The following is a 20,275-nucleotide window of genomic DNA, read 5'->3' as shown; positions in this document are numbered from 1 at the left end:
AATATGTCTCGGGCCGGGGAACGCTCAGCGGCAGGTCAGAGGCCGGCCAGTCGTCGGCCGGCGGCCGGTCAGTGGCCGGTCGAGCCGCCGTTGTCGCGGCGGTCCAGCGCGCGCTGCAGGGCGGCGGCGGCGTTCTTGCGGTCCGTGTCGGCGGACGCGGAGCGGCGGACGCGGCGGGCGGGGGCGGAGGGGGAGGTGTGCGTCATGGTGATCGACTCCTTGAGATCACGGCGCGGCGGGGCCGCGGATGAGGGGTTCCTTCAAGGCGCCGGAAGAGGCGGGGAGCGGTGCGCGGCAGGGGTTGCCTGCCATGGGGCGCGCGCTCTCGACCGCCATTCGCCGGATCGGCGAGACGTTCGGCTTCTACAACGTAGGCCAGCTCCCGCTGTATGTCTCCGCAATTACTCGGACTTCCTACTATCTGAGACGCGAAACCCCCGGAAAGGTCGCTCAGCGGGCTCCGTTTTCAGCCCGCCCGGGAGCGAAGTTCCCTGATCAGAGCCCTGACGGCGAGGGTGCCCGCAGATTCCGGTGTGGTGACGTACCCCACGTGCCTCACCGGCCCCTCGGGGCCCAGACCGGTGACGTCCACGGCCGCGGTCGCCTCCCGGAGGGACAGCTCGGGCATGATCGCCATGCCGAGCCCGCGGCCGACCATGGTCAGCACCATCGCGTCGTCCTCGGCCTTGACGGTCGCCCGGGGGATCCAGTCCTGCGCCCGCCACCAGGCACGCGTGTAGGAGCCGCAGTTCTCGTCCCAGTCCATCAGGGGCAGCGCCTTGGGGTCGGGATGCCCGGCCGGGTGCACCAGGGAGTACGCCTCCTCCACGAGCACCCCGGTCAGCAGGCCGGGCGGTACGTCCTGCGCGGCGCCCAGGGTGGCGATGCCGAGGTCCGCGCGCCCGGCGGCGACCTCCCCGGCCGTGCCGGCGCCGATCTCGCGGACCACCCGGACCTCGGGGCGGATGCCGGGGTGGCGGGCGGTGAGCCGTTCGAGGGCGGGCGGCAGCAGGTGCAGGGCCGCGCTGCGGAAGGCGGCGATGCGGAGCACGCCGTCCAGCGGGTCCGCTCCCTGGGCCGCCCGGCCCGCGCCGCGCACCTCCGCGCCCATCACCTCGTACAGCCGCAGGATCCGGCGGGCGTGGCCGACGGCCCGCTCCCCCGCCGGGGTGGGCGAGGCGCCGCCGCGGCCGCGCTCGAAGAGGACCGCACCGAGCTTGGCCTCGCTGCCGCGCACCGAGTGCGATACGGCCGACTGGGTGAGGCCGAGCGCCCCGGCCGCGGCGGAGAAGCCGCCGGTCTCGGCGACCGCCACCAGGACCCGCAGTTCCTGCGGCATCAGCTCGGCCATACCCGCTCCCACCTGGTCGTATGAGCGCCGTTCATGGAACGGCGGCATCCATGAACGCTACCCCCTGCCCGGGCCCGGGATTGCCTCCTAGCGTCGGCGCCATGACCACGAACACCGCGAGCACTGCAAGCACCGCGAACACCGCATACGCCGTCCACCAGATCGCCCGCCCCGCCGGCTTCCCCGACGCCTCCGACTTCGCCCTCGTGCGGACGCCTCTTCCCGAGCCGGGGCCCGGCACCGCCCTCGTGGAGAACCTGCTGCTCTCCGTGGACCCGTACCACCGCGGAATGATGGACGGCGGCGAGGGCGGCTTCGAGCTGAACACCCCGCTGGAGGGCCGCTCGGTCGGCCGGGTGCTCGCCTCCCGCGATCCGGGGCTGCGCGAGGGCGACCTGGTCTTCCACCGCGAGGGCTGGCGTACGCACGCCCTCGTCACCCTCGGCGCGGACGGCGCCCGCAAGCTGCGCGGGTACCCGGGCGTCCCGCTGGAGGCCCACCTCTCCATCCTGGGCGGCACCGGCCTCACCGCGTACGCCGCCCTGACCCGGACGGCCGCGCTGCGCGCGGGCGAGGACCTCTTCGTGTCGGCCGCGGCCGGCGGGGTCGGCACCGCGACCGGCCACATCGCCCGGCTGCTCGGCGCCCGCCGGATCATCGGCAGCGCCGGATCGGCGGCGAAGGTCCGCCACCTCACGGAGCGGCTCGGATTCGACGCCGCCTTCGACTACCACGACGGGCCGGTCGGCGAGCAGCTCGCGAAGGCCGCCCCCGAGGGCATCGACGTGTACGTGGACAACGTGGGCGGGGACCACCTGGAGGGCGCGCTCGGGAGTCTGCGCGAGTACGGGCGGATCGCCTGGGTCGGCGCGATCTCGACGTACAACGGGGACCGCTCGCCGGCCGCACCCCGCAACCTCTTCGAGGTCGTACACAAATCGCTGCGCCTGGAAGGGGTATTGGTTCGGAATCACACCAATCTGCAGGAGGAGTTGGAGGAGTTCCTGGTCCCCCATCTGCGCAGTGGCCGCGTGGGCACCGACACCACGGTTGTGCAGGGGATCGACCGCACGGTGGAGGCCTTCCTGGGCATGCTGCGCGGGGAGAATCTGGGCAAAATGCTCGTCCGCCTCGGGGACTGATTCCGGCCACCCGGATGTTCACCGACTTCTTACCGCACGGATGTAGACCTTTGGCGCGGCTGCCGCCACTCTTGCCGTCAATGTGCCAGCGGGGCACTTGAGTTGGAGGCGAGCAGCCAGTGACACCTATCAGCCGCAGAGGATTCGTGGGGATCGGCGCCGGGCTGATGGCAGGGGCGGCCCTGCCCGCGATCGCGCCGACCTCGGCGGCCGCGGCCGCCGCGTCGGGCACGATCACCGACGTGAAGCACGTGGTGATCCTGATGCAGGAGAACCGCAGCTTCGACCACTACTTCGGCAAGCTGAAGGGCGTCCGCGGCTTCGGAGACCGCGCGGCCGGCAACATCCCGGGCGGCTGGGGCATGTTCAACCAGCCCAACTGGGGCGGCCGCCAGTACCCGTGGAAGCTCAGCTCCACCCCGCCGGCGGGCGGCGTCGACGGCGAGACCCTCGCCCAGTGCAACGGCGATCTCCCGCACAGCTGGACCTCGCAGCACGCGGCCTGGAACAAGGGCCGCATGGACAACTTCGTCACCGGCGTCGGCAACACCCGCACCCTGGGCTACCTCGACCGCAGCGACATACCGTTCCACTACGGCCTCGCCGACAACTACACGGTCTGCGACGCCTACTTCTGCTCCGCCCTGAGCGCGACCGGCCCCAACCGCACCTTCCTGTGGAGCGGCAAGATCGACGCCTCCAGCAAGGACGGCGGCGACGAGTCCGGGCTGACCTGGGAGACGTACGCGGAGGCCCTCCAGCGCGCCGGCATGACCTGGAAGGTCTACCAGAACGCCCAGGACAACTACGGGGACAACGGGCTCGCCTACTTCAAGAAATTCACGGACGCCGCCCCCGGCAACCCCCTGTGGGACCGCGGCATGGGTTCCGTCCCCAAGGTCACCGGTTCCACCCCCGACGACATCGCGGCCGCGATCCGCGCGGACGTCGTCGCCGGCACCCTCCCCCAGGTCTCCTGGGTCGTGGCGAACGAGGCCTTCTCCGAACACCCGTACGCCCCGCCCGGTGACGGCGCGCACTTCGTGGACCTCGTCTACCGCGCGCTCTCGGCCGACCCGGAGGTCTTCGACTCCACCGTCCTCTTCCTCAACTACGACGAGAACGACGGCTTCTTCGACCACGTCCCGCCGCCGGTCGCCCCGCCCGGCACCCCCGGCGAGTACCTCGACGGCGTCCCGATCGGACTCGGCTTCCGCGTCCCGATGATCGTGATGTCCCCGTGGACCCGCGGCGGCTGGGTGAGCTCCGAGGTCTTCGACCACACCTCGGTCCTGCGCTTCATGGAGAAGTGGACGGCCGCGCTCGGCACCCCCGCCACCTGTCCGAACATCAGCGCGTGGCGCCGCAAGGTCACGGGCGACCTGACGGGCGTCTTCGACTTCGCGCACCCGGTCTACGGGGTTCCCGCCGGCCTGCCCTCCACGGCCAAGGTCATCGGCCAGGCGACCTGCGGCCCGCTCCCCAACCCGGTGCCGCAGGACAACGCGCAGCCGGTCCAGGAGGCCGGGACGCGGCCCGCGCGCGCCCTTCCGTACCAGGTCAACGGGAACCTGGACCGCTTCGAGTTCGGTTCGGGCGGCAAGATCCTGGCCTGGTTCTCGATGACGAACGCGGGCACCGAGGCGAAGCAGGCGGCGCACTTCTCGATCCACCCGCACCAGTACCGGGACACGGCCGCCTGGCAGTACACGGTGGACGCCGGCGCCACCTCCACGGACTACTTCAACATCGGCACGGGCAGCGGCTCCGGCAAGTACGACATCTCGATGTACGGGCCGAACCGCTTCCTGCGGCGGTTCATCGGCGACGCCTCGAAGGCCGGGAAGTCCATCGAGGCCGCGGCCCGCTTCGCGGTGGAGCCGGGCACCGGCAAGACGGCGCTCTACTTCAAGCTGACCAACTCCTCCGCCTCGCCGGTCACCTTCACGATCCGCTCGAACGCCTACCGCGCGGACGGCCCGTGGACCTACACGGTCCCGGCGAACTCCTCGCGCGAGGACTTCTTCAACGCCGTGGCCTACAACAACGGCTGGTACGACTTCACGGTCCTGGCGGACTCCGACGGCACCTGGTCGCGCCGCTACACGGGCCACATCGAGACGGGCGCCCCGAGCATCAGCGGCAGCTAGAGGACGTCGCCTTCGCGCCAGTCGAAGTCGAGCCGCCCGGCGGGGTCCAGCCTGACCCCGCCGGGCGGCGTCCACACGTACGTCGACCCCTCCTCCTCGGGCAGCCGCTCCGGCCCGCCGGGCCCGAGCACCCCGATCTCCCCGCCCCACGCCGACCAGCCGCGGGCCCGGTAGAGCCCGGCCCCCGCCTCCGAGGCGGACAGCGCGCCCAGCACGTAGGCCCGCGCGACGACCTCCTCCAGCCGGGCCATGACCAGCCCGCCGAGCCCGCGGCGCCGCCGGTCGCCCCGTACGGCCACGGCCTCCACGTACCCGGTGCGCAGCGCCCGGCCCGCGTGCAGCACGCGGCGCTGCACGACGCTCCCGTGCGCGACGAGCTCCCCGTCCTCGTACACCAGCGCGTGCATCCCGCCGAGCGCGTGCTCGAAGTCCTCGTCCCCGAAGTCCCCCTCGAAGGCGGCGTCGAGCAGGCTCCGTACCGCGCGCAGTTCGCCCGCGGTGAGTTCCGACGTGTGCGCGGTGCGCACACCACTGTCCCTGGCACCGGTCATCCCGGGACCGTACCAAGCTCCGGCGGTCGGGCATTCCGATATCCGGACATGAAATATCGCCCACCGGCCGAATGGGGCCGACACGACTCTGGCGGTCTGGACCATTGCCTCGGCAGACTCGCCCCATGTCTCCCGATACCCAGCAGTGGACCCCGATCCACGGCCAGCCGTACCGCCCCGCCCCCTACCGCCCCGAGCGGATGCCGGAGCAGGAGTCCCTCGCACGCGCCGCCGAACTCCGCACGCGGATGGACGGCCGCAGGACCGTACGCCACTTCTCCCCCGACCCGGTGCCCGAGCAGGTGGTCAGGGACGCCATCGCGTGCGCGGCGACCGCCCCCTCCGGCGCCCACCAGCAGCCGTGGACCTTCGTCCTCGTCAAGGACCCGGCCGTGCGGGAGCAGATCCGCGCGGCCGCCGAGCAGGAGGAACAGCTCTCCTACGACGGCCGCCTCGGCGACGAGTGGCTGGCGGCCCTGCGCCCCATCGGCACGGACGCCGTGAAGACCCACCTCACCGACGCCCCGGCCCTGATCGTGGTCTTCCAGCAGCGCTACTGGCTCGGCGAGGACGGCACGAAGCACAAGCACTACTACGTCGACGAGTCGGTCGGCATCGCGGTCGGCATGCTCCTGTCGGCCCTCCACCTCTCGGGCCTGGCCGCCCTGATCCACACCCCGAGCCCGATGCGCTTCCTCTCCCACGTCCTGGACCGCCCGGAGAACGAGAAGGCCTTCGCGGTCATCCCGGTCGGCTACCCCTCCCCCGACTGCGAGGTCCCGGACCTGACCCGCAAGTCCCTGGACCAGGTCCTGGTCGAGGTCTAGACCGGCCTCGGGGAAATGGAAACCGCCCCCGCTCCGGACTTGGGGGTACCGGAACGGGGGCGGGGTTCAGTGGGGCTGGTCAGCCCATGTGGGGGTAGCCGTACTCGGTCGGCGGGACCAGGGTCTCCTTGATGGAGCGGGTCGAGGTCCAGCGCGTCAGGTTCGAGGCGGCGCCGGCCTTGTCGTTGGTGCCCGAGGCGCGGCCGCCGCCGAAGGGCTGCTGGCCGACGACGGCGCCGGTCGACTTGTCGTTGATGTAGAAGTTGCCCGCGGCGAAGCGGAGCTTCTCCATCGCGTCGGCCGCCGCGTAGCGGTCCTGCGCGATGACGGCGCCGGTCAGGGCGTAGGCCGAGACGGACTCCATCTGCGCGAGCATCGCGTCGAAGTCGGCGTCCTCGTAGACGTGGATCGCCAGGATCGGGCCGAAGTACTCCGTCGTGAAGACCTCGTTGGACGGGTCCGTGCACGCGATGACGGTCGGGCGGACGAAGTAGCCCTCCGAGTCGTCGTAGGTGCCGCCGGCGACGATCTCGCAGGTCGGGTCGGCCTTCGCCCGGTCGATCGCGGCCTTGTTCTTCGCGAAGGAGCGCTCGTCGATGACGGCGCCGATGAAGTTGGTCAGGTCGCGGACGTCGCCCATGGTGATGCCGTCGACCTCGGCGGCGAAGGCCTCCTTGAAGCCGTCGTTCCAGATCGAGGCCGGGACGTAGGCGCGCGAGGACGCCGAGCACTTCTGGCCCTGGTACTCGAAGGAGCCGCGGGTCAGGGCGGTCTTCAGGATCGCGCGGTCCGCGGACGGGTGCGCGACGACGAAGTCCTTGCCGCCGGTCTCGCCGACCAGGCGCGGGTAGGACTTGTACGTCTCGATGTTGTTGCCGACCGTCTTCCACAGGTACTGGAAGGTCTTGGTCGAGCCGGTGAAGTGGATGCCCGCGAGCTCGGGGTGGGTCAGCGCCACGTCGGAGACGGCGATGCCGTCGCCGGTCACCAGGTTGATGACGCCCTTGGGCAGGCCGGCCTCCTCCAGGAGCTCCATGAGGAGGACCGCGGAGTGGGTCTGCGTCGGGGACGGCTTCCACACGACCACGTTGCCCATCAGGGCGGGGGCGGTCGGCAGGTTGCCCGCGATGGCCGTGAAGTTGAAGGGGGTGATCGCGTAGACGAAGCCCTCGAGCGGGCGGTGGTCGCTGCGGTTCCACACGCCGGCGGAGTTCGCGACGGGCTGCTCGGCCAGGATCTGGCGGGCGAAGTGGACGTTGAAGCGCCAGAAGTCGACGAGCTCGCACGGGGTGTCGATCTCGGCCTGCTGCGCGGTCTTCGACTGGCCCAGCATGGTGGACGCGGCCAGCTTCTCGCGCCACGGGCCGGAGAGCAGCTCGGCGGCGCGCAGGATGATCGCGGCGCGGTCGTCGAAGGACATCGCGCGCCAGGCCGGGGCGGCGGCGAGGGCGGCGTCGACGGCCTCCTGGGCGTCGGCCTGCGTGGCGTTCGCGTAGGTGCCGATGACCGACTTGTGGTCGTGCGGCTGCACGACGTCGAAGCGCTCGCCGCCACCCATCCGCTTGACGCCGTTGATCGTCATCGGGAGGTCGATCGGGTTCTCGGACAGCTGCTTCAGCTGCGTCTCGAGACGCGCGCGCTCCGGGGTGCCGGGGGCGTACGAGTGGACCGGCTCGTTGACCGGCACGGGGACCTGGGTTACAGCGTCCATGATGCGGAGTGCTCCTTGAGCTAGTGGGAGGGCTAGTTCTTGGTGATCATCGAGCGGAGGAAGAAGAGCAGGTTGGCCGGCTTCTCCGCGAGGCGGCGCATGAAGTAGCCGTACCAGTCGGTCCCGTACGCCGTGTAGACGCGCATGCGGTGGCCCTCGGCGGCCAGGCGCAGGTGCTCCTCGCTGCGGATGCCGTACAGCATCTGGAACTCGTACTCGTCGAGCTTGCGGCCCGCCTTGCGGGCGAGCTCCTGGCCGATGGCGATCAGGCGCGGGTCGTGGGACCCGATCATCGGGTAGCCCGCGCCGTCCATCAGGATCTTCAGGATGCGGACGTACGCCTTGTCGATCTCGGCCTTGTCCTGGTAGGCGACCTCGGCGGGCTCCTTGTAGGCGCCCTTCACGATGCGTACGCGGCTGCCGGCCGCGGCCAGGCGGCGGGCGTCGGCCTCGGTGCGGAACAGGTACGCCTGGATCACGCAGCCGGTCTGCGGGAAGTCCCGGCGCAGCTCCTCGTGGATGGCGAACATCGAGTCGAGGGTGGTGTGGTCCTCGGCGTCCAGGGTCACGGTGGTGCCGATGGCGGCGGCGGCCTCGACGACCGGGCGGACGTTGGCGAGGGCCAGCTCGTGGCCGCCTTCCAGCGCCTGGCCGAACATGGACAGCTTCACGGACATCTCGGCGGTCTCGCCGAGGCCCAGGTGGGCGAGCTGCTCGATGAGCTGGAGGTACGCGTCGCGCGCGGCGTGGGACTGCTCCACGGTGGTGATGTCCTCGCCGACGACGTCGAGGGTCACCTCCAGGCCCTTGGCGGTGAGGTCCTCGACGATCGGGATGACCTGGTCGACCGTCTCACCGGGGATGAACCGGTTCACCACGGGCTTGGTCACCGGGGCGGCAGAGACGATTCGGCGCATCTTGTCGCTGCGCGAGGCGGCGAGGATCGCGGGACCCAGCACGGGTACCTCCAACGGGTGGCGGGCAGAAGCCGACAATAGCCCCACGCCGGGACGACGGAGGCCATAAGGAAAACGCAAGTAAAACCACCGTGAAACCTAGGGATCTCCCCGATCCTCTGCCATCGACAGCTGTCACGCATCCGTGGCCCGGATCTCATACACCTGTCTGAAGGGCGGCCGCGGGGGTGGGAGAATGTGCGGGTGAAGGGCGATTACCAGGACCTGGTGGACGAGATTTCGGCGCTGCTCGGCGCTCCGGCGACGCTGGAGAACCGCGACTTCCGCCTCATCGCCTTCGGCGCGCACGACAGCGATGACGACCTCGCCATGGACCCGGTACGGACCCGCTCGATCCTGACCCGCCAGTCGACGGCGGCCGTCCGGTCCTGGTTCGAGGGCTTCGGCATCGCCCGCGCCACCGGACCGGTCAGGATCCCGGCCGCCCCGGACGCCGGGGTCTTCCGGGGGCGGATCTGCCTGCCGGTGCGCTACCGCGGGATCGTCCAGGGCTACGTGTGGCTCCTCGACCAGGAGCCCGGCCCCGGCACGGAGGCGCTGGCCGATGCCATGGAGGTGGCCCAGCGGATCGGGCTGCTCCTCGCGGAGGAGGCCCGGGCGGGGGCCGACCTGTCCCGGGAGTTCCTCGCGGTGCTCACCGCCGGGCGCGGATGGCAGCAGGACATGGCGGTGGCCGCGCTACGGGTGGCACTCGGCCCGGGCGGCGAGGGACCGCACGCCGCGGTCTGCGTGAGCCCCTGGCGGGGCGAGGCCCCGGCTTCGGTCCCGGGAGCCGCGGCCGTGTGCGTGGTCCCCTGGCGGGGCGCAGCCGAGGAGGAGCCCCGCACCGGCGGAGGCCGCCCGGCGGGGCAGTGCCTGGCGGTCCTGGTCCGGCTGCGCGGCGCGGACCCGCTGGCTCCGGCCCTGACGGCGGTCTCCCGCCTGATGCCCCGCGCGGCCGCCGGGGCGGGCGGGGCGGGCTCCGGAGCCGGCCCCAGCCCCGCCTCGCCGAAGGCGGGCGGCAAGGCCACCGCCCCCGGATCGGCCGCCCGATCGGCCGCCGGGGTGACCACCGGACCGCCGGCCGGAGCCGCCACCGGAGTGACCGCCGGCGTGTCCGACCCCGTGCGGGCGCTCACCGGGCTGCCCGCCGCCTGGCAGCAGGCCACCGCCGCCGCCCGGGCCGCCGCCGCGGGGCCGCGGCTGGGGCCGGTCGCGCAGTGGTCCTCGATCGGGCCCTACCGCATGCTGGCCTCCGTCGCCGAGGAGGCCCTGGACGACCCGGTGACCCGCACCTTGCGCGGCCCTGCCAACCCCGAACTGGCCCGCACCGCCGAGGTGTTCCTGGACTGCGCGGGCCAAGCGGGCCGCGCGGCCGCGGCCTTGGGGATCCACCGCCAGACCCTGTACTACCGCCTGTCCCGGGTCGAGCAGCTGACCGGCCTGGACCTGGACGAGGGCGAGGACCGCCTCCTCCTCCACATGGCCCTCAAGGCGGCCCGCCTGCACGGCTAGGCCGTCTCCCTCGAACCATCCCGGTCCCGCCCGCCTGCCAGTACCGTGGGGGCGTGCCGGAGCATCAGCCCACCGTTCTCGTTCTGGTCTCAACCGCCTCTGAACACAACGCCGTTCGCACGCACCTCGAACAGTTGCGGGAACTCGTCCACCCCGACGGGATCCGGGTCGAGAAGGGCCTGCTGCCCGGCACCCCCTGGCAGGTCGTCATCGGCGACCCGGAGCCGGGCGCCGGGCGGGCGGATGCCGTGAGCGCCCTGCTCGTCGACTGGCTGCGGCCCGAGGCCGTCTTCTCCGTGGGTGTCGCCGGCGGCCTGAGCGACGAGGTCGCGATCGGGGACGTCGTCGTCGCCACAGGGACGTACGACCTGAGCGGCGCCATGAAGGCGCAGTCGTCCGAAGGGGTCCAGGTCCGGCCGGAGGTCGTCCCGGGCTCGCACTTGCTCGAACGGGCGGCCCGTTCGGCCGTGCAGGACATGCGGGGCGTACGAGCCCACTTCGGGCCGATCGTCAGGGACGACAGCCCTCTGATCGACCCCGGACCCGGACTCGCCCTGGTCCTCAGCTACTTGCGCGACGCTCTCGCGATCGACCTGCAGGGCTTCTGGCCCGCCCGCGCGGCCACCCCGAGCCGACGGCCCGAGGTCCTGGCGATCCGGGGCATCGACGATCACATCGACGCCCTCAAGGACGACGCCCTCGGCGCGTACCACGCCGCCGAGCGGGCCGCCTCGGTGCTGGCGGCGGTGCTGCGCAGGTACCGGCCGAAGGCCGAGGGCGTTCCGGGGCGCCGCTACGCGATCCTCGTGGGGGTCTCGCAGTACGCGGCGCCCTCCATGAACCTGCCCGGGGTCACGGACGCCGTTGAGCGCCTCTACGAAGCCCTCGCCCCGATGGGGTACGAGCGGGTCCTGACCGAGGTGTCATCCGATCCGACCTCGGCCCAGCTGCGCGGCGGCCTGCAACGCTGGGCGAGGACGACCCGGCTGGGTCCGGACGACATCGTGTTCGCGTACTTCGCCGGGCACGGGGCCCAGCACGGCGGTCGGCAGTACCTGCTCGGCTCGGACGACGACGCGGAAGGCTTCCCGTACTCCGCCATCAGCAGCGACGATTTCTCCTCCCTGGCGACGGACCGACTGTCCGGGCATTCCGTCGTCGTCTTCGACATCTGCCAGAGCGACCCCGTCTCGGGGGACGCGACCGTACCGGACTTGGCGGCGGCGAGTACCCGCCCGTCGGAAGGCAGGACCTGGGTCCTCACCTCCTCCCACGGCAGCCGCGCGGAGAGCGGCGTGTTCACGCGCGCGCTGCGGGAGGTGCTCGACGAACTGCTGGCCGACCGCCGGCAGCGTTTCCTCAGCGTCCCGTCGGTGACCGAGGGCGTGCGGGAGCGGCTCCGTGCGCACGGCACGTCCGGGCTGCTGCGGACGGCCGGCACGGCGACGGACGGGGAGGACCCCTTCTTCCCCAACCCGGCCTATGTACCCGGTCTTCCGCCCGATGAGCTCGACCTCGCCGGCGCCGCCCGGATCCGCCGGGAGCACGGCGAGCACTTCGCGGCGCTCGGCCGCGGCGTGCCGCACGCGTCCGTCGCGGGGGACCTCTTCGTCGGGCGCGTGACGGCGTTGACCGCGCTCACCGAATGGCTCTCCTCACCGGACGCCGACAACGAGTCGCTCGCCGTGACGGGCGCCGCGGGCAGCGGCAAATCCGCGCTGCTCGGCCGCCTCGTCTCCCTCATGAACCCGGACAGCGCGGCCAGGCTGAGCCTGCCGCCCTCGGTGTCACCGCCGAACACGGCCCTCATCGCCCTGAGCTGCCGTACGGCCACTCCCACGGACATCGTCTCCAGGCTCGCGGCGGCACTCGGCCTGCCCGCCGCCTCCGACCGCTACGACGTGTTCGCGGCGCTCGGCGCACGTACCAACCCGCTCGTGATCCTCCTCGACGGACTCGACGAGGCGCAGGACCCCCGCCGGATCGCCGCCGACGTGATCCGGCCCCTGAGTTCCGTCCCGGGGGCACGGCTGGTCATCGGCACACGCCGGGACGAGCTCACCTCGCTCGGCCCGGCTCTCAAGGTCATCGACCTCGACGAGCCGCCCTACCGCGACGACGACGACCTGCGCGTCTACGCCCGCCACCTGCTCGACCAGGCGAACCTGCCGGCCCCGAGGCGTTCAGCCCGCTACGCCGGCGACCCGGCCCGAGCCGCGGCCGAAGCCGATGACATCGCCCGGCAGGCGCGGGGATCCTTCCTCTTCGCACAGCTGGCGGCGCTCACCCTGCTGAACGGCGGGACGACGGACACGGCACCGGCCCGCTTCCCGGCCGTCGAGGAGGTGTACGAGAGCCTCTTCAGGCAGCACGTTCACGACGAGGGCCGCGCATCCCCCTCCACCCGCCTCCTGTTGCCCCTCGCCTACGCCCAGGGGGCCGGACTGCCGGCCGAGCTCTGGGCTCCGCTGGCCGCGGCCCTCACGGACGAACCCTGCACGGAGATGGGCGTGCAGGCGCTCCTCGCCCAGCGCAACGGGATCGTCACCGAGGACCGGGAGCACGACACCACCGTCTACCGGCTGTTCCACCAAACCTTCGCGGAGCACCTGCGGACCGCCGGCCAGGACCGGGAGCGGCACCGCCTCATCGCCCTGGCCCTCGTCCAGCAGGTACCGGTCACCCCGTCCGGCGAGCGGGACTGGGGGGCGGCGCACCCCTACATCCGCGAGCACCTCGTCACCCACGCGGCGGCGGGCCACGTGCTGGACGGCCTGCTGACGGACGCCGCCTTCCTGCGCCATGCCGCGCCGGGCCCGCTGCTGCGGGCGCTCCAGGACCGCGCCGACACCGGCTCCGCCCCCTCCCCGTCCGGCCCTGAAGCGTCCGGCCCCGACCCGTCCGGCCCCTCGCCCGCCGGCGATGACGGGACGGCCGAGGACATCGCCTCGCGCCTGCTCGCCGAGCGGCCCGTCGTCCTCGTCGTCGCCACCGAGTGGTTCTCCGCGCACGGCGGCCTGAGCAGCTTCAACCGGCACCTCTGCACGGCACTCGCTGCCGCGGGGGCCCAGGTCTTCTGCACCGTGCTCGAACTGACCGATGCCGAGTCCCTCGACGCGGAGGCCAAGCACGTCACCCTCCTGCGCCACCCGGGTGCGCCCGGCGCCCCCGAATACGGCAGGCTCACCCGCCGGCCCCTCATCCCGGTGACGCCCCACCTCGTCATCGGCCACGGGCGGATCACCGGACCCGCCGCCGTGCACCTGCAGGAGGACTACTTCCAGAACGCCCGGAGACTGCACATCATCCACATGGCACCCGACGAGATCGAGTGGCACAAGCTCGACGCTGCCACGGACCGTGCCCAACTCGCCGAGGACCGTACGGAGATCGAGCGGAAGCTGGGCACCACCGCCCACCGCGCCTTCGCCGTCGGCCCGCGCCTGCACGGACGGTTCGCCAACGAGCTCCACGAAGCCGCCCTACCGCCGACGCAGCTCGACCCGGGATTCGACGTGCAGTCGGGCACCAGACCCGCCCCGCGCACCCCGCCGCCCGGGCTCCCGCTCAAGGTGCTGCTGGCCGGCCGGACCGACGAGGCCGTGCTCAAGGGCGTCGACCTGGCGGCCCTCGCCCTGGGCCGGGTGCACGAGCTGCGGGCCAAGGCTTCCATCGATCCGGTCGAACTCCTGGTGCGCGGAGCCCCCTTGGGCAAGGGCGACGCACAACGGGACCAGATCATCGACTGGTCGGGGGTGCCCGCGCTGGAGGTGACCGTACGCGGCTTCTCGCCGGACCCCGGCCGCCTCGACCAGGACATGGGCTGCGCCAGCCTGGTGATCATGCCCTCCCGCTCCGAGGGGTTCGGGATGATCGGGGTCGAGGCCATCATCCGCGGCGTCCCGGTCCTCGTCAGCGGCAACAGCGGGCTGGCTCAACTCCTGCGCGAGGAGTTGCGCGGTGACGCCGACGACCTCATCGTGCCGGTCACGAGGAACCTGGACGAGGACGCCGTCGTGTGGGCCGAGCGGATCAATCGGTGCCTCACCCACCGGGACGCAGCCTTCGAACGGATCGCCAAGCTCCGCAACCGCCTCGCCGCCCGCGTGACCTGGGAGGCGGCGGCCTCGCTCATCCTGGCCGAGGCGCCGCCGCGCCCGTGAGCCGGCCACGGGCCGCGAGCCGCCCGGCGCTCCCCCGGCCTCAGGACGCGGATCCCCCCACCGCGCCCGTCCTCGCCATCGCCTCCACCGCCCGCCGCATCCCCTCGGTCAGCTCCGCCGGGGTCGCGGCCGACGCGGGGTCGAAGAGCCACTGGAGCATGAAGCCGTTGAGCAGGGCCTGGTAGAAGGCTCCGCTCGTGCGGACGTCCTCCTCCGTGACCTCCGCCTCCGGCGTGCCGGTGAACATGGCGATCAGCCCCTTGCGCCCCTCCCCCTGCGAGGCCCCGATCAGCTCGCGCAGTTCCGGGAGGCGTTCGCCCGCCAGGGCGACCTCCATGCTGGCGGCCCAGATGGGACCGGACTCCTCGTGCCCGGCGTGCACCCCGTCCCACACCTCGCGGAAGCGTTCGAGCGAGCCGCCCTCGGCACCGAGGTCAGCCGTGAAGCTCTCGCCCCATTCCTCGATCAGACCGATGAACGCCTGCGTGAGGAGCGCGTCCTTCGAGCCGTAGTGATAGCCGATCGACGCCAGATTCGCGCCGGAGGCACTGACGATGTCGCGTGCGGTCGTGCGCACGAAACCCTTCTCGACCAGGCACTTCTTCGCGCCTTCGAGCAGATCTTCACGGTGTCCCATGCCCTCACCGTAGCAAGACAACCGTCCAAGACAGAAGTCCCATACATCCGTCCTAGACAAGTGTTTATGACGCTTGTACATTACTGCTCATGACGAACCCCGCAGCACGTCTCGCCGGTCGCCGGGAATGGACCGCCTTCACCGTTCTCCTGCTCCCCCTGCTCCTGGTCTCGATGGACGTCTCCGTCCTCTACTTCGCCATCCCGGCCATCACCCGGGAGCTGGACCCCAGCGCCACGCAGCAGCTCTGGATCTTCGACAGCTACGCCTTCGCCCTCGCCGGCCTGCTGATCACGATGGGCTCGCTCGGTGACCGGATCGGCCGCCGCAAGCTGCTGCTGTTCGGCGCCGCCGCCTTCGGAATCGCCTCCGTCGGCGCCGCCTACGCCACCAGCGCCGACATGCTCATCGCCGCCCGCGTCCTGCTCGGCATCGGCGGTGCGACCCTGATGCCGTCCACGCTCGCCCTCATACGCAACCTCTTCCAGGACGACAAGCAACGCGGCAAGGCCATCGCGATCTGGTCCGGTGCCATGACCGGCGGCATCGCCCTGGGCTCGGTGCTCAGCGGGGTGATGCTGAACCACTTCTGGTGGGGCTCCGTCTTCCTGATCAACGTGCCCGCGATGCTGCTCCTGCTGGTCCTGGTCCCCGTGCTGGTCCCCGAGTTCACGGACCCGGCGCCCGGCCGCTTCGACCTGCTGAGCGTGCCGCTGTCGATGGCCGCCGTGCTGCCGGTGGTCTACGGGCTCAAGGAGATCGCCGCCGAGGGCCTCACCCCGCTGTACGCCGGCTGCCTCGCCGCCGGCCTGGCCTTCGGATGGCTCTTCGTGCGCCGGCAGCGCACCCGTGACGACGCCATGGTCTCCCGGGCCCTCTTCAGGGGGCGCGGCTTCGGCGCCGGCATCGGCCTGAACACCGTCGCCGCCTTCGCGATGATGGGCTCGGCCTACTTCAACACCCAGTACCTGCAGTCGGTCCTCGGCATGGGCACCCTGGAAGCCGCCCTCTGGAGCCTCGCCCCCTCGGTCCTCATCGGCGCCGCCGCCCCCGTCAGCGCCGCCCTCGCCCAGAAGACCGACCGGGCCTACGTCATCTCGGGCGGCTTCGCCCTCGCCGCCGCCGGGTTCGCCCTGACCAGCCTGGTGGGCACGGACTCGCTGTGGCTGCTGCTGGCCGGAGCCGGGGTCCTCGCCTGCGGCATCGTCACCGTGATGTCCCTGGTCTCGGACATGGCGCTCGGCTCCGCCCCCGCCGAGAAGGCCGGCTCGGCCGCCTCCCTGCTGGAGACCGGCCAGGAGTTCGGCGGAGCCCTCGGGATGGCCGTCCTGGGCAGCCTGGGGACCGCCGTCTACCGCTCCGACCTGGCGGGCTCCGAACCCGCCGTGCGGGAGACCCTGGGCGGGGCCGTGGCCACCGCCCAGGCACTCGGGGGCACGGCCGGCGGGCAGGTCCTGGCCGCCGCCCGGGAGGCCTTCGTCCACGGCATGCAGTACGCAGCCTGGGGCGGTACGGTCCTGCTCCTCGCGGCGGCGGTGCTCGCCGCGGCCCTGCTCCGGGGCCGCGGAGCACAGGCCCCGGCTCCGGCGGAGCCGGCCCCGGCCGGCGAAGCGCTCGCGCACTGAGCGACGTAGGAAAGGCGCGGGACACGCGAAAGGGCCCGGGGTCTCCCCCGGGCCCTTCGCTGCGTCAGCTGCCGCAGCGTCAGCCGAGGCTGACCGTACGGGCCGAGACGGCGCCGATCTCGGTGGCGATGTCCGCGAGGACGTTCACCGGGGCCTCGGCGTCGACGGTGAGGACCGCGAGGGCCTCGCCGCCCTCTTCGGCGCGGGCGACCTGCATGCCCGCGATGTTGAGGCCGGCCTCGCCGAGGATGCGGCCGACGGTGCCGACCACGCCCGGGCGGTCGGCGTAGCGCAGGACGACCATGTGGTCGGCGAGCGCCAGGTCCACGTCGTAGTCGCCGATGCCGACGATCTTCTGCAGGTGCTTCGGGCCCACCAGCGTGCCGGAGACCGCGACCTCCTGGCCGTCCGACAGGGTGCCGCGCACGGTCACCACGTTGCGGTGGTCCGGGGACTCCGAGGAGGTGGTCAGGCGGACCTCGACCCCGCGCTCCTGCGCGAAGAGCGGGGCGTTGACGTAGGAGACCGTCTCATCGACGACGTCCTCGAAGACGCCCTTGAGCGCGGAGAGTTCGAGCACCTTGACGTCGTGCTGGGTGATCTCGCCGCAGACCTCTACGTCGAGGCGGACCGCGACCTCGCCCGCCAGCGCGGTGAAGATGCGGCCGAGCTTCTCGGCGAGCGGCAGGCCCGGACGGACGTCCTCGGCGATGACGCCGCCCTGGACGTTGACCGCGTCGGGCACGAGCTCACCGGCGAGCGCGAGGCGCACCGACTTGGCGACCGAGACACCGGCCTTCTCCTGGGCCTCGTCCGTGGACGCGCCGAGGTGCGGGGTGCAGACGACCTGGTCGAGCTCGAACAGCGGGGAGTCCGTGCAGGGCTCCTTCGCGTACACGTCGAGGCCGGCGCCGGCGACGCGGCCCTCCTTGATGGCCGAGTACAGCGCGGCCTCGTCCACGATCCCGCCGCGGGCGGCGTTGACGATGCGGACGGACGGCTTGACCTTGTGCAGGGCCTCGTCCCCGATGAGACCGAGGGTCTCGGGGGTCTTGGGAAGGTGCACGGTGATGAAGTCGGCGACCTCGAGCAGCTCGTCGAGGGCCAGCATCTTGACGCCCATCTGGGCGGCGCGCGCGGGCTGCACGTAGGGGTCGTACGCGACGATCTTCATGCCGAAGGCCGACATGCGCTGGGCGACCAGGACGCCGATGCGGCCGAGGCCGACGACACCGAGGGTCTTCTCGCTGAGCTCGACGCCCGTGTACTTGTTCCGCTTCCACTCGCCGTTCTTCAGGGCGGTGTTGGCCTGCGGAATGTTGCGGGCCGTCGCGACGAGCAGGCCGCAGGCCAGCTCGGCGGCGGTGACGATGTTGGACGTCGGAGCGTTCACGACCATCACGCCGGCCTTGGTGGCGGACGAGACGTCGACGTTGTCCAGACCGACGCCCGCGCGGGCGACGACCTTCAGCTTCTTGGCGGCGGCGATGGCCTCGGCGTCGACCTTGGTCGCGGAGCGGACCAGGATCGCGTCGACGTCCACGATCGCGGGGAGCAGCTCCGCGCGGTCGGCACCGTTGCAGTGCCGGATCTCGAAGTCCGGGCCGAGCGCCTCGACAGTGGCGGGCGACAGCTCTTCGGCAATGAGTACGACAGGTTTCGAGCTCACGTGGGTCCTCACAAGTCCAGTGCGGACGGCCGTCCCGACGGCCGCAGGCGGTGGAGGGGGTAGCCGCGTGGAAGACGCACGACACTGTGGGCCTGACGCGTTGTGTTGAGCAGTGTAGTGGCGGATCCGGAAGGGAAATCCGCCTGTACGGAAGGATCACCCGCACGAGATTGGCCGGGGTGGACAAGCGGGCCTCCGCGAGGCCCGTCGTACGGGTACCCGAACCGGTGTGCCGCGGGGCCGGGACGGCGTGTCCCGGCCCCGCGGCGACGCGGATCAGCTCTCGTCGTTGTCGACCCAGCTCATCAGCTTGCGGAGCTTCTTGCCGGTGGTCTCCAGCAGGTGCGCCTCGTCGGCGCTCTTGTACTCGTTGTACTTCGGCAGACCGGCCTTGTACTCGGCCATCCAGGTGTTGGCGAACTCGCCGCTCTGGATCTCCGCGAGGACCTTCTTCATCTCGGCCTTGGTGGCGTCGGTGATGATGCGGGGACCGGTGATGTAGTCGCCCCACTCGGCGGTCTCGGAGACCGACCAGCGCATCTTCTCCAGGCCGCCCTCGTACATGAGGTCGACGATGAGCTTCAGCTCGTGCAGGCACTCGAAGTACGCGATCTCCGGCTGGTAGCCGGCCTCGGTCAGCGTCTCGAAACCGGCCTTCACCAGCGCGGAGGCGCCACCGCAGAGGACGGCCTGCTCGCCGAAGAGGTCGGTCTCGGTCTCCTCGGTGAAGGTGGTCTTGATGACGCCGGCGCGCGTGCCGCCGATGCCGGCCGCGTACGACAGCGCGAGCTGGAAGGCGGAACCGGTGAAGTCCTGCTCGACGGCGGCGATGCAGGGCACGCCGCGGCCTTCCTCGTACTGGCGGCGGACCAGGTGACCCGGACCCTTGGGCGCGACCAGGGCCACGTCCACGTTGGTCGGGGGCTTGATGAAGCCGTAGCGGACGTTGAAGCCGTGGCCGAAGAAGAGCGCGTCGCCCTCTTCCAGGTGCGACTCGATCGACGCGGCGTAGATCTCGGCCTGGAGCGGGTCCGGGGTCAGGATCATGATGACGTTCGCCCAGGCCGCGGCTTCGGCGACGGGGAGGACCTTCAGGCCCTGCTCCTCGGCCTTGGCCTTGGACTTCGAGCCCTCGTGCAGGCCGACGACGACGTCGACGCCGGAGTCACGGAGCGACAGCGCGTGGGCGTGGCCCTGGCTGCCGTAACCGATGACCGCGACCTTGCGGCCCTGGATGATGGACAGGTCGGCGTCGTTCTCGTAGAACAGCTCGGCCACTGGGATATCTCCTTGGTGCGCTGGTGTTGCTCCCACCGTACGGCGGGGAACGGAATACGTGGTTCTCGGTCTCGCCATACGAGCGAGCGAGAAACGAACGGGCGGGGCACGACCGGGCCGGTGGTGTCACCGGCCCGGCCGGGCTCAGGCGCTGCGGTCGAGCGCGCGCAGGCTGCGGTCCGTGATGGACCGGCCGCCGCGCCCTATGGCGATCGTGCCGGACTGGACGAGCTCCTTGATGCCGAAGGGCTCCAGCATCTTGAGCATGGCGCCCAGCTTGTCGGTGCCGCCGGTGGCCTCGATGGTGACGGCCTCCGGGGAGACGTCGACGGTCTTGGCGCGGAACAGCTGGACGATCTCGACGATCTGCGAGCGCGTCTCGTTGTCGGCGCGGACCTTCACCAGAACGAGTTCGCGCTCGATGGCGTTGGTGTGCTCCAGCTCGACGATCTTGAGCACGTTGACCAGCTTGTTGAGCTGCTTGGTCACCTGCTCCAGCGGGAGGTCCTCGACGTTCACGACGATGGTGATGCGCGAGATGTCGGGGTGCTCGGTGACACCGACCGCGAGGGAGTCGATGTTGAACCCGCGGCGGGAGAACAGTGCGGCGATCCGGGCGAGGATGCCGGGCGTGTTCTCGACCAGGACGGAGAGCGTGTGCTTGGACATGTGAGTCGTTCTCTCTCTCGGGCTCTCTCGG

General features: G+C 71.6%; 15 protein-coding genes. 6 read left to right on the top strand and 9 right to left on the bottom strand.

The window, feature by feature from the left end; genetic code table 11:
* Positions 1–68: 68 nt before the first annotated feature.
* Complete coding sequence (locus NLX94_RS27095) at positions 69–206, bottom strand: hypothetical protein (protein WP_254385719.1); 138 nt, start codon at positions 204–206, stop codon at positions 69–71.
* Between the two features lie 260 nt (positions 207–466).
* Positions 467–1,351 carry a LysR family transcriptional regulator gene (locus tag NLX94_RS27090; protein ID WP_254385718.1) on the bottom strand — a complete coding sequence of 295 codons (885 nt, stop codon included), beginning with the start codon at positions 1,349–1,351 and terminating at the stop codon, positions 467–469.
* Positions 1,352–1,452: 101 nt separating this feature from the next.
* Between NLX94_RS27090 and NLX94_RS27085 the strand changes: the two genes are divergently transcribed.
* Both NLX94_RS27085 and NLX94_RS27080 read left to right on the top strand, forming a co-directional pair.
* Entirely contained in the window at positions 1,453–2,493 is a 1,041-nt protein-coding gene (locus tag NLX94_RS27085) for an NADP-dependent oxidoreductase (protein ID WP_254385717.1), read from the top strand.
* A gap of 119 nt (positions 2,494–2,612) precedes the next feature.
* Positions 2,613–4,643 carry a phosphocholine-specific phospholipase C gene (locus NLX94_RS27080; protein ID WP_254385716.1) on the top strand — a complete coding sequence of 677 codons (2,031 nt, stop codon included), beginning with the start codon at positions 2,613–2,615 and terminating at the stop codon, positions 4,641–4,643.
* On the opposite strand, the gene NLX94_RS27075 is transcribed toward NLX94_RS27080, so the two are convergent.
* Positions 4,640–5,194: a GNAT family N-acetyltransferase gene (locus NLX94_RS27075; protein WP_254385715.1), complete on the bottom strand. Its 555-nt coding sequence runs from the start codon at positions 5,192–5,194 to the stop codon at positions 4,640–4,642. The two genes, NLX94_RS27080 and NLX94_RS27075, sit on opposite strands and share 4 nt — an antisense overlap.
* A 125-nt stretch (positions 5,195–5,319) precedes the next feature.
* Between NLX94_RS27075 and NLX94_RS27070 the strand changes: the two genes are divergently transcribed.
* The gene (locus tag NLX94_RS27070; RefSeq protein WP_254385714.1) at positions 5,320–6,021 is read left to right on the top strand and encodes a nitroreductase family protein; all 702 of its coding nucleotides are present in this window, start codon (positions 5,320–5,322) and stop codon (positions 6,019–6,021) included.
* A gap of 79 nt (positions 6,022–6,100) precedes the next feature.
* Here the strand turns inward: NLX94_RS27070 and pruA are convergent, their stop codons facing one another.
* Together pruA and NLX94_RS27060 are read right to left on the bottom strand one after the other, a co-directional pair.
* Positions 6,101–7,732, bottom strand: coding sequence for an L-glutamate gamma-semialdehyde dehydrogenase (gene pruA / locus NLX94_RS27065; RefSeq protein ID WP_254385713.1), 1,632 nt, complete (start codon positions 7,730–7,732; stop codon positions 6,101–6,103).
* A gap of 32 nt (positions 7,733–7,764) precedes the next feature.
* A complete protein-coding gene (locus NLX94_RS27060; protein ID WP_254385712.1) occupies positions 7,765–8,691 on the bottom strand; it encodes a proline dehydrogenase family protein in 927 nt (308 codons plus the stop codon).
* A gap of 201 nt (positions 8,692–8,892) precedes the next feature.
* On the opposite strand from NLX94_RS27060, the gene NLX94_RS27055 reads away from it, so the two are divergent.
* Positions 8,893–10,203 carry a helix-turn-helix domain-containing protein gene (locus NLX94_RS27055; protein ID WP_254385711.1) on the top strand — a complete coding sequence of 437 codons (1,311 nt, stop codon included), beginning with the start codon at positions 8,893–8,895 and terminating at the stop codon, positions 10,201–10,203.
* Positions 10,204–10,256: 53 nt separating this feature from the next.
* Entirely contained in the window at positions 10,257–14,366 is a 4,110-nt protein-coding gene (locus tag NLX94_RS27050; protein ID WP_254385710.1) for a caspase family protein, read from the top strand.
* Between the two features lie 40 nt (positions 14,367–14,406).
* On the opposite strand, the gene NLX94_RS27045 is transcribed toward NLX94_RS27050, so the two are convergent.
* Entirely contained in the window at positions 14,407–15,003 is a 597-nt protein-coding gene (locus NLX94_RS27045) for a TetR/AcrR family transcriptional regulator (RefSeq protein ID WP_254385709.1), read from the bottom strand.
* 89 nt (positions 15,004–15,092) lie between these two features.
* Here NLX94_RS27045 and NLX94_RS27040 point away from each other — a divergent pair, with 89 nt between their 5' ends.
* Positions 15,093–16,628, top strand: a complete 1,536-nt coding sequence (locus tag NLX94_RS27040; protein WP_254385708.1) for an MFS transporter — start codon at positions 15,093–15,095, stop codon at positions 16,626–16,628.
* A 79-nt stretch (positions 16,629–16,707) separates the two neighbouring features.
* On the opposite strand, the gene serA is transcribed toward NLX94_RS27040, so the two are convergent.
* The 3 genes from serA to ilvN all read right to left on the bottom strand — a co-directional run bounded on the left by serA (position 16,708) and on the right by ilvN (position 20,244).
* A complete protein-coding gene (gene serA / locus NLX94_RS27035; RefSeq protein ID WP_254385707.1) occupies positions 16,708–18,297 on the bottom strand; it encodes a phosphoglycerate dehydrogenase in 1,590 nt (529 codons plus the stop codon).
* A 276-nt stretch (positions 18,298–18,573) separates the two neighbouring features.
* Positions 18,574–19,575: a ketol-acid reductoisomerase gene (gene ilvC / locus NLX94_RS27030; protein WP_243337812.1), complete on the bottom strand. Its 1,002-nt coding sequence runs from the start codon at positions 19,573–19,575 to the stop codon at positions 18,574–18,576.
* A 144-nt stretch (positions 19,576–19,719) separates the two neighbouring features.
* Positions 19,720–20,244, bottom strand: a complete 525-nt coding sequence (gene ilvN / locus NLX94_RS27025; protein ID WP_243337813.1) for an acetolactate synthase small subunit — start codon at positions 20,242–20,244, stop codon at positions 19,720–19,722.
* Positions 20,245–20,275 lie beyond the last annotated feature (31 nt).

This window comes from Streptomyces sp. TBY4 (genome assembly GCF_024213195.1).
In the GTDB taxonomy this organism is placed as follows: Bacteria; Actinomycetota; Actinomycetes; order Streptomycetales; family Streptomycetaceae; genus Streptomyces.
Note: the sequence above shows the minus strand (reverse complement) of the source record. Positions and strands in the feature narration are given on the sequence as shown.